General features: G+C 68.3%; 6 protein-coding genes and 2 pseudogenes. 3 read left to right on the top strand and 5 right to left on the bottom strand.

Going from position 1 to position 13,589, the window contains the following annotated elements:
- Positions 1-219 precede the first annotated feature (219 nt).
- Positions 220-1,859 (top strand): annotated as a pseudogene (locus H9L41_RS17740) (electron transfer flavoprotein-ubiquinone oxidoreductase).
- Positions 1,860-1,967: 108 nt separating this feature from the next.
- On the opposite strand, the gene H9L41_RS17745 reads toward H9L41_RS17740, so the two are convergent.
- Together H9L41_RS17745 and H9L41_RS17750 are read right to left on the bottom strand one after the other, a co-directional pair.
- Positions 1,968-3,101 carry a beta propeller repeat protein gene (locus H9L41_RS17745; protein WP_051318812.1) on the bottom strand — a complete coding sequence of 378 codons (1,134 nt, stop codon included), beginning with the start codon at positions 3,099-3,101 and terminating at the stop codon, positions 1,968-1,970.
- 534 nt (positions 3,102-3,635) lie between these two features.
- Positions 3,636-5,939, bottom strand: a complete 2,304-nt coding sequence (locus H9L41_RS17750; protein WP_028445287.1) for a glycogen debranching protein — start codon at positions 5,937-5,939, stop codon at positions 3,636-3,638.
- 326 nt (positions 5,940-6,265) lie between these two features.
- Here H9L41_RS17750 and H9L41_RS17755 point away from each other — a divergent pair.
- Together H9L41_RS17755 and H9L41_RS17760 are read left to right on the top strand one after the other, a co-directional pair.
- Positions 6,266-8,550: pseudogene (locus tag H9L41_RS17755) on the top strand (NADP-dependent malic enzyme).
- A 322-nt stretch (positions 8,551-8,872) separates the two neighbouring features.
- On the top strand, positions 8,873-9,127 hold the full coding sequence (locus tag H9L41_RS17760; RefSeq protein ID WP_028445289.1) for a PhaM family polyhydroxyalkanoate granule multifunctional regulatory protein: 255 nt from the start codon (positions 8,873-8,875) through the stop codon (positions 9,125-9,127).
- A gap of 201 nt (positions 9,128-9,328) precedes the next feature.
- Here the strand turns inward: H9L41_RS17760 and H9L41_RS17765 are convergent, their stop codons facing one another.
- From H9L41_RS17765 to H9L41_RS17775, 3 genes are all read right to left on the bottom strand, one after another.
- Positions 9,329-10,537: a multidrug effflux MFS transporter gene (locus H9L41_RS17765; RefSeq protein WP_169730149.1), complete on the bottom strand. Its 1,209-nt coding sequence runs from the start codon at positions 10,535-10,537 to the stop codon at positions 9,329-9,331.
- Positions 10,538-10,749: 212 nt separating this feature from the next.
- Positions 10,750-11,724 carry a quinone oxidoreductase family protein gene (locus tag H9L41_RS17770; protein WP_028445290.1) on the bottom strand — a complete coding sequence of 325 codons (975 nt, stop codon included), beginning with the start codon at positions 11,722-11,724 and terminating at the stop codon, positions 10,750-10,752.
- A 103-nt stretch (positions 11,725-11,827) separates the two neighbouring features.
- Positions 11,828-13,222, bottom strand: coding sequence for a methyl-accepting chemotaxis protein (locus tag H9L41_RS17775; protein WP_051318814.1), 1,395 nt, complete (start codon positions 13,220-13,222; stop codon positions 11,828-11,830).
- Positions 13,223-13,589 lie beyond the last annotated feature (367 nt).

The raw sequence follows: 13,589 nt of genomic DNA on the forward strand, positions 1-13,589 counted from the left end.
ATACGCCTGGCGGTCGGGGATGCGGGCAGCAGCAGGCCTACACCGTTCGATCAGGCCGGGCAGGTCGGCCAGTCAAGCAATGCCGGCATATCGATCAAGCGCTTGGTTTTTTGACGTTAACGGCAACCGTCCCGCATCATTAGGCGATTCATCTTCCCGTGGCGCTCCCGATCGCGCCAATAACGACAGCGAGGAAACAACCCCGTGGAACGCGAATTCATGGAATACGACGTGGTGATCGTCGGCGCCGGCCCTGCCGGATTGAGCGCCGCGATCCGCCTCAAGCAGCTGGCGGCCGAGAAAGGCTCCGAGGTCAGCGTCTGCGTGCTGGAAAAAGGCTCGGAGGTCGGCGCCCACATCCTGTCGGGCGCGGTGATCGACCCGATCGCCATGAACGAACTGTTCCCCGACTGGAAGGAACGCGGCGCGCCGCTCAACGTGCCGGTCAGCGAAGACCGCTTCCTGGTGCTCGAGGAAGACGAGAGCTACCGCATTCCCAATTTCCTCTTGCCGCCCCTGATGAACAACCACGGCAACTACGTGGTCAGCCTGGGCAACGTCTGCCGCTGGCTGGCCAGCCAGGCCGAGGAGCTGGGCGTCGAGATCTATCCCGGCTTCGCCGCTGCCGAAGTGCTGTACCACGACGACGGCTCGGTCAAGGGCGTGGCGACCGGCGACATGGGCATCGCCAAGGACGGCAGCCACAAGCCCGAATACGCGCGCGGCATGGAGCTGCACGCCAAGTACACGCTGATCGCCGAGGGCGTGCGCGGCTCGCTGGCCAAGGAGCTCCAGGCCCGATTCGACCTGCGCGACGGCGTCGATCCGCAGAAATTCGGCATCGGCATCAAGGAGCTGTGGAAGGTCGACCCGAGCCGCCACCAGCCGGGCCTGGTGATGCACTCGCAGGGCTGGCCGCTGGGCAGCGCCACCGGCGGCGGCTCCTTCCTCTACCACCTCGACGACAACCAGGTGGTGGTCGGCTTCGTGGTGCACCTCAATTACGAGAACCCGCACCTGAGCCCGTTCGACGAATTCCAGCGCTTCAAGACCCATCCGGCCATCCGCGGCGTCTTCGAGGGCGGCAAGCGCATCGCCTACGGTGCCCGTGCGATCAACGAGGGCGGCCTGCAGTCGATCCCCAAGCTGGTCTTCCCGGGCGGCGCGCTGATCGGCTGCTCGGCCGGCTTCGTCAACGTGCCGCGCATCAAGGGCAGCCACAACGCCATGAAGAGCGGCATGCTGGCGGCCGAGGCGACGTTCGACGCGCTGGCCGGCGGCGCCGCCGGCCATGACGAGCTGGTCGCCTATCCGCAGAAGCTGCGCTCGTCGTGGGTGTGGGACGACCTGGACAAGGTGCGCAACGTCAAGCCGGCGCTGAGCAAGTTCGGCCTGTGGGCGGCACCATCTACGGCGGCTTCGACATGTGGTGCCATTCGCTCGGCATCCGCCTGCCGTGGACCTTCCGCCACGGCAAGACCGACCACGCCAGCCTCAAGCCGGCCGCCGACTGCCCGCCGATCGACTATCCGAAGCCGGACGGCAAGATCAGCTTCGACAAGCTCTCCTCGGTGTTCATCTCCAACACCAACCACGAGGAAGACCAGCCGAGCCACCTCAGGCTCAAGGACGCGAGCGTGCCGGTGGCGGTGAACTGGAACGTCTACGCCGGCCCCGAGCAGCGCTTCTGCCCGGCCGGCGTGTACGAGTTCGTCGGTGTCGAGGAAAACCAGCCGCGGCTGCAGATCAACGCGCAGAACTGCGTGCACTGCAAGACCTGCGACATCAAGGACCCGACCCAGAACATCAACTGGGTGGTGCCCGAAGGTGGCGGCGGGCCGAATTATCCGAACATGTAGTCCGGCAGCGGCCAAAGAAAAACACCGGGTATGTCCCGGTGTTTTTTTGCGTCCGAGTCCGGCTCTCAGAGCCGGACGGGCTCACAGAGCCGGACGTGATCGATCGGATCAGATCGACGAGGCGTTGCTGCCCGCCGCACCGACCGCGACGATGGCGGCGCCGGCGCGGACCAGGTCGTACACCGTGGCGGTGCTGCCGGCCGAGGTGACGGTCCAGCCGCCCGGGGCACCGTAGAGCAGCGTGCCGGCCGCGCCGGCCACCACGAACTGCGAGCCGGCGACCACGGTGTTGAGGTCCTGCTGGGTCACTGCGGTGGCCACCGTCCAGGCGGTGCCGTCGCTGCTGGTCAGCATGGTGCCGGCCGCGCCGACCACGAGATAGGTGGTGCCGTTGAAGGCCAGGTCGCGCAGATCGGCGGTGGTGTTGCTGGTCTGCACGGTCCAGGTCACCGCATCGGTGCTCGACAGCAGCGTGCCGGCGGCGCCGGCGACGCGGAACGCCGTGCCGTCGTAGATCACCTTGGCCAGGTTCTGGGTGGTGCCCGAGGTACGGGCGGTCCAGGCCTTGGCGTCGGTGCTGGTGAAGATCGCGCCGCCGTCGCCGACCGCCACGAACTGGGCGCCGGCGAAGGTCACGCTGTTGAGCTTCACCGAGCTGCCGACGCTGCCGGCGGTCCAGGTCTTGGCATCGCTGCTGGTCAGCACCACGCCGCTTTCGCCGACGGCGGTCAGGGTCGCGCCGTTGTAGTTGATGTCGTAGAGCGCGGCGCCGGTGCCCGAGGTGCCGGCGGTCCAGGTCTTGCCGTCGGCGCTGGTGTAGAAGGCGCCGCCGAGACCGACCGCCAGATAACCGCCGGCATAGGTCACCGCGCGCAGGTCGGCGCTGCCGGCCGCCGTGCCCGGGGTCCAGCTGGTGCCGTTCGGACGCGGCTTGACCGCGATCGACGGCGCGGCCGGGCCGGCACCGCTGCCCTTGTTGGTGGCGTTCATGGTGAAGGCGTAGGTGGTGCCGTTGGTCAGGCCGGTGTAGACCAGCGGCGAATGCACCGGCCACAGCACGCGGGCCTGCGGGAAGTTCTTGTAGTTGTCGGGCGTGATGCTGTCGGCCGCGGCGCTGAACACCCAGTAGGTCAGGCTCGGGTCCTCGCTCCAGGTGATCGTCACCTGGCCGTCGCCGGCCACCACCTGGAAGTTCGGCGGCGCGGAGGACGGCTCCTTGTCGCTCAGGCAGGCCGCCAGCATCAACAGGGGGCGAGCATCAATGCGCGCAGCGCGCTGGCGGGAAGACGCGGAAGCACCGGGAAATTCCTTTTCGTGGACATATTCAGAAACCGGAGGGTTGGCAGGTGGACGCAGGCAGCGGACGGCCGCCGTGCGGAATGGACATAAATGGTAACAGACCATCGACAGACCGGGCGTCGCCGAGCAAGTTGCAGGAGCGGCCGGCCCGGGTACCCGATCCGTTCCGGCCGCTTGCGCGCATTGCGGTGAACGGCGGGCCGGATTCCAGGACGGCAGCGGCATGACGGCCGTCGCTGTCGGACTGAAGTCCGACCTGCAGTCCAACCTGCGTTCAGCCGTGGGATGGGCGGAATCGCAGCGTTCGCCAGCCCGGACGACGCGTATTGCGCACTCGACGTAGGTCGGGCTTTACGCCCGACAGTGGCCTTTGGCGGCGCTGTCGGGCGTAAAGCCCGACCTATGAAAAGCCCATCCACGATGGGCCGGCGGGAAGACGGCAGCCGGCCCGGCCGCCCTCTCCCGCGCGACGATGCCCTACTTGGCGATCAGCACCAGCGCGCCGCGCCCGCACACCCCATAGCTGGTCCACTCGCCGCCCACCGCGTCCTCGCTGCCCGGCGTGCGCACCTGGCCGGCGCCCTCGGCCCAGTTGCAGGTATCGGTCACCCGGTACCAGCTCTTGCCGGCGCCGGGCCAGGGCAGGCTGAAGTTCACGCTGCCGCTCCAGCCGTTGTAGGCGACGTAGATCGCCGAAGCGCTGTCGCCGAACTCGCTGCCGTCGATGCGCCAGGCGATCGCGTGATTGTTGGCGTCATTGAAGTAGGCCGCGTCGGGCACCGTGCCGTCCGGCTTGAACCAGCGCAGCTGCTCCATCACGTTGCCGTTGTTGTCGACCGCCGAGTAGAAGCCGGCCGGCCTGAGCGCCGGATGCGCCTTGCGGAAGGCGATCAGGCCGCGGACGAAGGCGTTGAAGTTGGTCTGGTCGCCGCTCCAGCTCCACGACAGCCAGTTGGCGCTCGAATCGAGGTTGTACGGGTTGTTGTTGCAGTTGAGCGTGCGCAGGTATTCGTCGCCGCCGACCACCATCGGCACGCCGGCCGACAGCAGCATCAGCGCCGCGCCGTTGCGCGCGGCACGGCGCTGCTCGGCCGCCACCCCGCCCTGGTCCCAGCTGTTGTTGTTGTCCTCGCCGCCGTCGGACGGGCCGAGCGGCCAGGCCTGGCTGTTGTTCTTGCCGTTGCAGCCGTACAGGTCCTTGAGGGTGAAGCCGTCGTGGGCGGTGATGAAGTTGACCGAGTGCCACGGCTTGCGGCCGTCGTCCTGGTACAGGTCGCTCGAGCCGGCGAAGCGGCTGGCGAGCTGGCCCGGCGTCACCGCCTCGCTGCCGAGCTTGTTCTGGTCCTTGCGCACCACGTCGCGGAAGGCGCCGTTCCATTCGGCCCAGCCGGCCGGGAAGCCGCCGACCTGGTAGGAGTTGCCGCCGATCGCCCACGGTTCGGCAATCAGGTCGACGCCGCTGCCGCCGGCGGCCGGCCGCGGCGGCAGCTCGGCCACGATGCGGTTGAGCGCGTTGCCCGAATCCATCTTGTCGAAGTTGAAGCAGCCGTGCTGGCAGGTGTTGCCGAGCACCGAGGCGAGGTCGAAGCGGTAGCCGTCGAGGCCCAGCGTGTCGCGCCAGTAGGCCAGCGAATCGACGATCAGGTTCTGCGCCACGGTGTTGCGGCTGTTGTAGTTGCCGCCGACGCCGGTGTTGTCCCAGGACGACTGCAGGTCGCCGGTCAAGGTGTAGTAGGTCGGGTTGTCCAGGCCGCGGTAGCTGTAGAGGTTGTAGGTGCCGGTATCGGACGGGTTCCAGGCGCCGCCCTCGCCGGTGTGGTTGTAGACCACGTCGGCGTAGACCTTGATGCCCTGGTCGTGGAAGGCCTTGACCATCTCCTTGAACTCGCGCGTCGGGCCGCCGGCGCTCTTGTCGTAGGCGTAGCGGCGATCGGGCGCGAAGTAGTTCAGCGTCATGTAGCCCCAGTAGTTGTCGTCGGTGGTGGTCGTGGGGCTGACGTCGTTGGTGTCGTTCTGGGTCTCCTGCACCGGCAGGAATTCGATGGCGGTGACGCCGAGGCTGGCCAGGTAGGCGGCCTTGAGGCCGGCGCCCTTGTAGGTGCCGCGGTAGGCGGCGGCGATGCTGCCGTCGCTCATGGTCAACCCGCGCACGTGGGCCTCGTAGACGATGTCGTCCTTGAAGGCGCGGGTCGGCTTGGTGCCGATCGACTGGGTATCGGGCTTGAGCACGATGCCCTTGGGCGCCACCGCGCCGCTGTCGAGATTGCGGTAGAGCGCGCCGCTGGCATAGACCGTGCCGTTGGTCATGCTGGCGGTGGTCGGATCGTGGCTCAGCTCGAGCGCGTACGGGTCGCTCAGCAGCTTGTTGGGGTTGAAGCGGTTGCCCTGGGCGTCGACATCGCTGACGAAGCCGGTCGAGGAGCCCTTGGTCCAGCCGCTGCTGTAGGTCCAGTTCGGCCCCCAGGCGCGGTAGCCGTAGTAAATCGGGCCGGTGATGCCGTGGGTATTGACCAGCGTGCTGACCGGCAGCACGCCGCTCCAGATGTCGCCGGCGCCCTTGGTCAGCGTGTAGCGCGCGACTTCCTGCGCGCCGCTCGGGCTCTGGTACAGCCACAGCTCGATGCGGGTGGCGCGCGAGGAATAGACCTTGAAGGTGACGTTGGTCTGGCCGGCGTCGTAGCGCGCGCCGAGCTGGTTCGGGTTGATCGCGGCGAAAGCGGGCTGCGCGGCGGCGAGCGCGCAGCCGAGGGCGGCCGCGAGCAGCGGATGGCGAAGTTGCATGATGTTGTCTCCGTTATTGTCTGGCTGCGGCGATGCGGCCGGGTCGGATGGCCGGTCGTCTCGCCGCCTCACTCCAGCCCGCGGCATGGGCCGCGGACAGCGCATCCTGAAACCGCTTTGGAATGTAATCCAGTAGTGCCGGACTACGGCAGGTAACGGTGCCACGGGCCCAAAGAGCCTCCAGCCGATTCAATGACTTGGCGCGCAAGGACGGCTCGCCGGGCCTGCCTGCAGGCCATGTTCTGGGGCTTTCCACAGTGTCCCGCCCCGCGCCGCGCATATAATCCCGAGACCTACCAAAAAACAGCCGATGTTGGAGCCCAACGATGGATGAAGAACTGCGCCGTGCCGCCCTCGAATATCACCAGAACCCGCGCCCCGGCAAGATTCAGGTCGCCCCGACCAAGCCGCTGTCGAGCCAGCGCGACCTGGCGCTGGCCTATTCGCCCGGCGTGGCCGCAGCCTGCGACGCCATCGTGGAGGACCCGCTCAACGCCTACAAGTACACCGCCCGCGGCAACCTGGTCGCGGTGATCTCCAACGGCACCGCCGTGCTGGGCCTGGGCAACATCGGCCCGCTGGCCGGCAAGCCGGTGATGGAGGGCAAGGGCGTGCTGTTCAAGAAGTTCGCCGGCATCGACGTGTTCGACATCGAGGTGAACGAGAACGACCCGGACAAGCTGGTCGACATCATCTGCTCGCTCGAGCCGACCTTCGGCGGCATCAACCTCGAGGACATCAAGGCGCCCGAGTGCTTCTACATCGAGAAGAAGTGCCGCGAGCGCATGCAGATCCCGGTGTTCCACGACGACCAGCACGGCACCGCCATCATCACCGCCTCGGCCGTGCTCAACGGCCTGCGCATCGTCGACAAGGACATCGGCCGCGTGCGGCTGGTGGTGTCGGGCGCCGGCGCCGCCGCGATCGCCTGCCTCAACCTCTTGGTGCAGCTGGGCATGAACCCGGCCAACATCATCGCCTGCGACTCCAAGGGCGTGGTGCACACCGAGCGCGAGGACTGGGACCGGCTCGACGAATCGAAGAAGCGCTATGCGCAGAAGACCGAGTTCCGCACGCTGAAGGACGCCATGGTCGGCGCCGACGTGTTCCTCGGCCTGTCCGGCCCCAAGCTGGTGTCGCAGGACATGGTGCGCAGCATGGCCGCCCACCCGCTGATCCTGGCGCTGGCCAATCCCGATCCCGAGATCCTGCCGCCGCTGGCCAAGGAAGCGCGGCCCGACGCCATCATCTGCACCGGCCGCTCGGACTTCCCGAACCAGGTCAACAACGTCCTGTGCTTCCCCTTCATCTTCCGCGGCGCGCTCGACGTCGGCGCGACCACCATCAACGACGAGATGAAGCTCGCCTGCGTGCGCGCGATCGCCGACCTCGCCATGGCCGAGCAGAGCGACATCGTGGCCGACGCCTACATGGGCCAGTCGCTGACCTTCGGTCCCGACTACATCATCCCCAAGCCGTTCGACCCGCGCCTGATCGTCAAGATCGCGCCGGCGGTGGCCAAGGCGGCGATGGATTCCGGCGTCGCCACCCGGCCGATCGAGGACATGGCGGCCTACCACGAATCGCTGCTGCAGTTCGTCTACAAGTCCAACCTGTTCATGAAGCCGGTGTTCTCGGCCGCCAAGAAGGCCAAGCAGCGCGTGGTCTACGCCGAGGGCGAGGACCAGCGCGTGCTGCACGCGGTGCAGGAGATCGTCGACCAGGGCCTGGCCCATCCGATCCTGATCGGCCGGCCGGCGGTGATCGACATGCGCATCGAGAAGCTCGGCCTGCGCATCCGCCCGGGCGTCGATTTCGAGCTGGTCAACAACGAGAACGACCCGCGCTACCGCGAATACTGGAACGAGTACTACCAGCTGATGAAGCGGCGCGGCGTGAGCCAGGAATTCGCCAAGCGCGAAGTGCGCCGCAAGACCACGCTGATCGGCGCGCTGATGATGCGCCGCGGCGAGGCCGACGCGATGATCTGCGGCACCTACGGCCACTACCACTCACACCTCGACTTCGTCTGCCAGGTGATCGGCCGCAAGCCCGAGACGCACACCTACGCCGCCATGAACGCGCTGATCCTGCCCAAGGGCAATGTGTTCATCACCGACACCTATGTGAACCAGGATCCGAACGCCGAGCAGATCGCCGAGATCGCACTGATGGCGGCGCAGACGGTGCGCAACTTCGGCATCGCCCCAAGGTAGCGCTGCTGAGCCACTCGAGCTTCGGCTCGGTCGATTCGCCGACCTCGATCAAGATGCGCTCGGCGCTGGAGCTGATCCGCGCCCGCGCGCCCGAACTCGAGGTCGACGGCGAGATGCACGGCGACGCCGCGCTGTCGGGCCTGATCCGCGCGATGGTGATGCCCGACTCGACGCTCAAGGGCGAGGCCAACGTGCTGGTGATGCCGACGCTCGACGCCGCCAACATCTCGTTCAACCTGCTCAAGGTCAGCGCGGCCGACGGCGTGACCATCGGCCCGATCCTGCTCGGCGTGGACAAGCCGGTCCACATCCTGACCCCGACCGCCTCGGTGCGCCGCATCGTCAACATGACGGCGCTGGCGGCGGTGGAAGCGGCACAGCAGCAGCAAGGCTGATGCGGCTGTCAGCAGGTTCGATGAAGACGCCCCGCGATGCGGGGCGTTTTCTTTTTCACCGCGGAGGACGCCGAGGACGCGGGGGAAACCGCTTTCCCTAGCCCGGCCTCTGGGCCCTCTGCATCCTCCGCGTCCTCCGCGGTAAAGGCCGTAGCGCGCATGTGGGAGCGGCTTCAGCCGCGAATGCGACCGTTCACGCTCCATTCGCGGCTGAAGCCGCTCCTACAGTCGGGCCGCCGCCGCGCGCCGATGGATCGAGGCCAAGCCGCAGCGTGGGCCGCACCGGCTCTGCCATAATGGTCTCATCCACCACGGAGGCCCCATGAGCGACACCAGCGGCAACGATCCCTTCGCCTTTTTCAGGCAGTTCTTCAAGCCGATGGAGGGCATGCAGCCCTTCATGCCGCCGCTGACCGAGGAAGAATGCGCACGCAAGATCGCCGAGTTGCGCACGGTGGAACAGTGGCTGTCGATGCAGGTGGGCATGCTGCAGATGACGATCCGCACGCTGGAATTGCAGCAGGCGAGCCTGGCGGCGTTGAAGCCCAGGGAGAAGCCGCCGGCCGGTGAGGCGTGAGGCGTGAGGCGTGAGGCGTGAGGCGTGAGGCGTGAGGCGTGTTCAGCGTGGAAGCCGGCGGCTCACCGAGCGCAAGTGCTTGCCTTACCCGTAGCGTGAAATCGAACCACAGGCTCGTCAGCCCGCGCTGTCGTCCCCTCTTCCGGAGCGCGAAGGTAAGACAGCGCGGCCCGGCGGGCGCAGCTTCTCACACGCCGCAGCTCACACCGCCCCTACCCCACGCTTCGCATAAGCCCGCCATGCGCCCCACCCCAGCACCGTCGCGCCCACCGAACCGAGCGCCAGCGTGACCGGCTGCGGCGCCAGCCACGGCGACAGCAATCCCGCCACCACCGAGCTGATCATCAGCTGCAAGAATGCCTGCAGCGACGACGCCGTGCCGCGTTCATGCGGGTACAGGTCGAGCAGCAGCAGCGTCAGCGTCGGGAAGGCCAGCGAGATGCCGGCGCCGGCCACCAGCACCGGTAGCACCGCCCAGGGCCACGAGACGCTCGGCGCCAACGCGCAGTAGGCGACGTTGACCACGCCGGCCACCAGCATCACCCGGTAGGCCAGTTTCACCGTGCTGGCCGGCGCATGGCGGCCGGCGCGGCGGCCCGACAGCCAGGCGCCGCTCATCATCCCCATGATGGCCGGCACGAAGAAATAGCCGAAGTCGGTCGGCCCGAGCCGCAGGTGGGTGAGCACGAACACCGGCGCCGAGGCGATGTAGATGAACAGTGCGGCGAAATTGAAGGCGCCCGACAAGGCCAGCCAGACGAAGGCCGGATTGCGCAGCAGCTCGAAGTAGCGGCCGAACAGCGGCAGCGGATCGAGCGGCAGCCGGTTCTCGCGCGGATGGGTTTCGGGCAGCCAACGCCAGCAGCAGGCCAGCAGGGTCAGTGCGAACAGCGCCAGGAACCAGAAGATCGCCTCCCAGCCGAAGCGCGTGCCGATCAGGCCGCCGATGATCGGCGCGATGGCCGGCGCCACGCCGAACACCATGGTGATGCGCGACATCACCCGCTGCGCCGAAGCGCCCTCGAAACGGTCGCGGATGATGGCGCGGCCGACGATCAGCCCCGAGCCGGCCGAGACGCCCTGCAATGCGCGGAACAGCAGCAGCTGCCACAGCGAGGTCGACAGCGCGCAGCCGACCGAAGCCGCCACGAACACCGCCACGCCGCCGAGGATCACCACCCGCCGTCCCAGCGCATCGGACAGCGGGCCGTGCAGCAGCGCCATCAGCGCGTAGGCCAGCAGGTAGACGCTGATGGTCTGCTGCATCTGCACCGCGTTGATGCCGAGCGCCCGCTCCATGTCCGGGAACATCGGGAAGATGGTGTCGATGCTGAACGGGCCGAACATGGCGAGGCCGGCCAGCAGGACGACGAAGCCGGCCGGCGAGGGCTCGGTGTGCTTGGAAAGCATGGGCATGCCGGGGGAATGGGGAAGAGGCCGGCAGTGTACCGGCAGTGGGCCGGGACGGCCCGGCACAGTTGCGCCAGGAAGACCGGAACGACGCGGGACGGCACCGCCGTCTCCGTAGGAGCGGCTTCAGCCGCGAATGGTGGTGCGTGCACGGTCAGCCATTCGCGGCTGAAGCCGCTCCTACGGATATCCGACGCGCCGAGCCGGCCGAACTACGGCAGCAAGATGGTCGACCCGACCGTCTTGCGCGCCTCGAGGTCGCGATGGGCCTGGGCCGCCTCGGCCAGCGGATAGCGCTGGGCCACGTCTATCCTGACCGCGCCGCTCGCCACCACCTCGAACAGCGCCGCGGCCGCGGCCGCCAGCTCGGCGCGGGTGGCGACGTAGTGGCCCAGCGTCGGCCGGGTCAGGAACAGCGAACCCTTCTGCGACAGCAGCAGCGGCGAGATGTCCGGCACCGGCCCCGAGGCATTGCCATAGGTGACCAGCGTGCCGCGCGGCGCCAGGCAGTCGAGCGAGCCCATGAAGGTGTCGCGGCCGACGCCGTCGTAGACCACCCGCACGCCGCGCCCTTCCGTCGCCGCCCGGGTCGCCGCGACGAAATCGTCGGCGCGGTAATCGATCGCCACGTCGCAGCCGAGCGAGCGCGCCAGCGCCACCTTGGCCTCGCCGCCGGCGGTGCCGATCACGTAGGCGCCGAGCGCCTTGGCCCACTGCACCGCGATCTGCCCTACCCCGCCGGCCGCGGCATGGATCAGTACCGCGTCGCCCGGCGCGAACGGCGCGCAGCGGCGCAGCAGGTATTCGGCGGTCAGGCCCTGCAGCATCATCGCCGCGGCGGTGTCGAAACCGATCGACTCGGGCAGCCGCACCAGCTTGTCGGCCGGGATCAGCCGGACCTCGGCATAGGCGCCGAGCGGCCCGCCGGCATAGGCCACCCGGTCGCCCGGCGCGACCCAGTCGACGCCCTCGCCGACCGCTTCGACCACGCCGGCCGCCTCCATGCCCAGGCCCGACGGCAGGGTCTGCGGATACAGGCCCGAGCGGTGGTAGGTGTCGATGAAATTGAGGCCGATGGCGTGATGGCGCACGCGCGCCTGGCCCGGGCCGGGCTCGCCGGCCTCGATGGATTCGATCTGCAGGACTTCGGGACCGCCGGTGCGGTGGAAACGGACGATTCGGTTCATGGCAGCGCTCGCGCAAGGCCGCGGCCCGGCGGGATGCGCGCGGGCCGCGAATGGATCGGGGGAACGGGAACTGGGACCGCGCCAGCCGCCGCCGGTTCGCGCTTCAGCTGCGGAAGTAGGCCACCATCTCGCGCAGCTCGGCCGCCTGGTCGGTCATCGCCGTCGCGGTGGCCGACAGCTCCTCGGCCGCCGCGGCGTTGGACTGCATCGACAGGCTGATCTGGGCGATGCCCGAGTGGATCTGGCCGATGCCGTTGGTCTGGTCGCTCGAAGCCCCGGCGATCTCCTGCACCAGCTCGGCGGTGCGGCGGATCGACGGCACCATCACGTCGAACAGCTGGCCGGCCTGGTTGGCCAGGCCCACGCTCTCGTTGGCCAGCTCGCCGATCTCGCGCGCGGCGCTCTGGCTGCGCTCGGCCAGCTTGCGCACCTCCTGCGCCACCACCGCGAAACCCTTGCCGTGCACGCCGGCGCGCGCCGCCTCGATGGCGGCGTTGAGCGCCAGCATATTGGTCTGGTAGGCGATGTCGTCGACGATGCCGATCTTCTGCGCGATCTGGTTCATCGCGGCCACCGTCTGCCGCACCGCATCGCCGCCGGCCTCGGCCTGCTCGACGTTGCGCATGGCGATCTCGTCGGTGGCATGGGCGTTCTGGGTGTTCTGCAGCACCGAGGAGGTGATCTGCTCCATCGAGGCGCTGGTCTCCTCGACGCTGGCGGCCTGGCTGCTGCTCGAGGCCGACAGCGACATGGCGGCGCCGCTGATCTGGGCCGCGGCGTCGCTGAGCGTCTCGGTCGACACCCGCGCCTTGCCGATCACCGTCGACAGCGTCTCGCCCATGCTGCGCACCGCGTCGGCCAGCTGGCCGATCTCGTCGCGGCTGCGGAACGGCACATCGACCACCAGGTCGCCCTGGGCGATCGCGCCGAGCGCGGTATTGACATGCTGCAGGGGCTTGATGACCAGGCCGCGCATGGCCAGCGACAGCGCCACCACCAGCACCACGTCGAGCAGCAGGATCTGGCCGACGATCAAGGCCAGGTGGCGCTTGAGCTCTTCCTCGATGTCGCGGTTGCTGACGAACAGCTCGATCCGGCCCACCGTGCGCGCCGCGCCGTTGGCGGCGTAGCGCAGCTCGCCGCGCCGCTGCACCTCGGCCTCGTCGGCGCGCGGCACGCCCTGGGTCACCTTGCCGCCGTCGCTGCGCAAGCCGAGGAACAGCTTGTCCTCGGCATACAGCGCGATGCCGAGGATGAAGTCGCGCTTGATCTCGGAGCGCACGATGCTGTCGGCCTGGGTCGCGTCGAAATTCCATACCGCGACCGGCAGCGACAGCGACAGCCGGCCCATGATCTGGTCGACCGAAGCGGCGCGCTCGGCCAGGAGGCGCTTCTGGGTGTCGAGGTAGTTGTAGGTGCCGAAGCCGGCCAGCACCAGCGTGACCACGGCGACGAACAACAGGTTGAGCTTGAGGCGGATGCTTTTGAAATCGAACACGGGCCGGCCTGGTTGTCTGTTTATTGTGCGATGCGAGGATGGCTTCATCCTAGACCAACTGCGGCCGGCGCCAAATATAAGATGTCGCTTACCTGCGGCGGGGCGAATCTTTGTCCGGCCCGGGCAACGACAGATCGTCGAGCCGGTCCCCGCCGCAGTGCACGGAGCCCACTCCATCGCGGATATCGTCATTGCCGTCGACCGGTACGAGGCCCGAAAGCGAGACCGGACTCCAGTCCGACAAGGCCGTCGATCGCGGATCGCTGTCGAACTGGCGCCCGGCCCGAGGCGGCCTGCGGAGCCGCCCGGGCGAGGCGGCGCCGCCGCGAAACGGTGGATATGCCCCCGTTACCGTTGGCGGCTGGAG

It is taken from the genome of Chitinimonas koreensis (assembly GCF_014353015.1).
In the GTDB taxonomy this organism is placed as follows: Bacteria; Pseudomonadota; Gammaproteobacteria; order Burkholderiales; family Chitinimonadaceae; genus Chitinimonas; species Chitinimonas koreensis.

Excerpts from the sequence above, each read along its gene's own strand:
- H9L41_RS17750 (WP_028445287.1), bottom strand. The coding sequence starts at position 5,939 with ATGCAACTTCGCCATCCGCTGCTCGCGGCCGCCCTCGGCTGCGCGCTC.
- H9L41_RS17745 (WP_051318812.1), bottom strand. The coding sequence starts at position 3,101 with ATGCTGGCGGCCTGCCTGAGCGACAAGGAGCCGTCCTCCGCGCCGCCG.
- H9L41_RS17760 (WP_028445289.1), top strand. The coding sequence starts at position 8,873 with ATGAGCGACACCAGCGGCAACGATCCCTTCGCCTTTTTCAGGCAGTTC.
- H9L41_RS17770 (WP_028445290.1), bottom strand. The coding sequence starts at position 11,724 with ATGAACCGAATCGTCCGTTTCCACCGCACCGGCGGTCCCGAAGTCCTG.
- H9L41_RS17765 (WP_169730149.1), bottom strand. The coding sequence starts at position 10,537 with ATGCTTTCCAAGCACACCGAGCCCTCGCCGGCCGGCTTCGTCGTCCTG.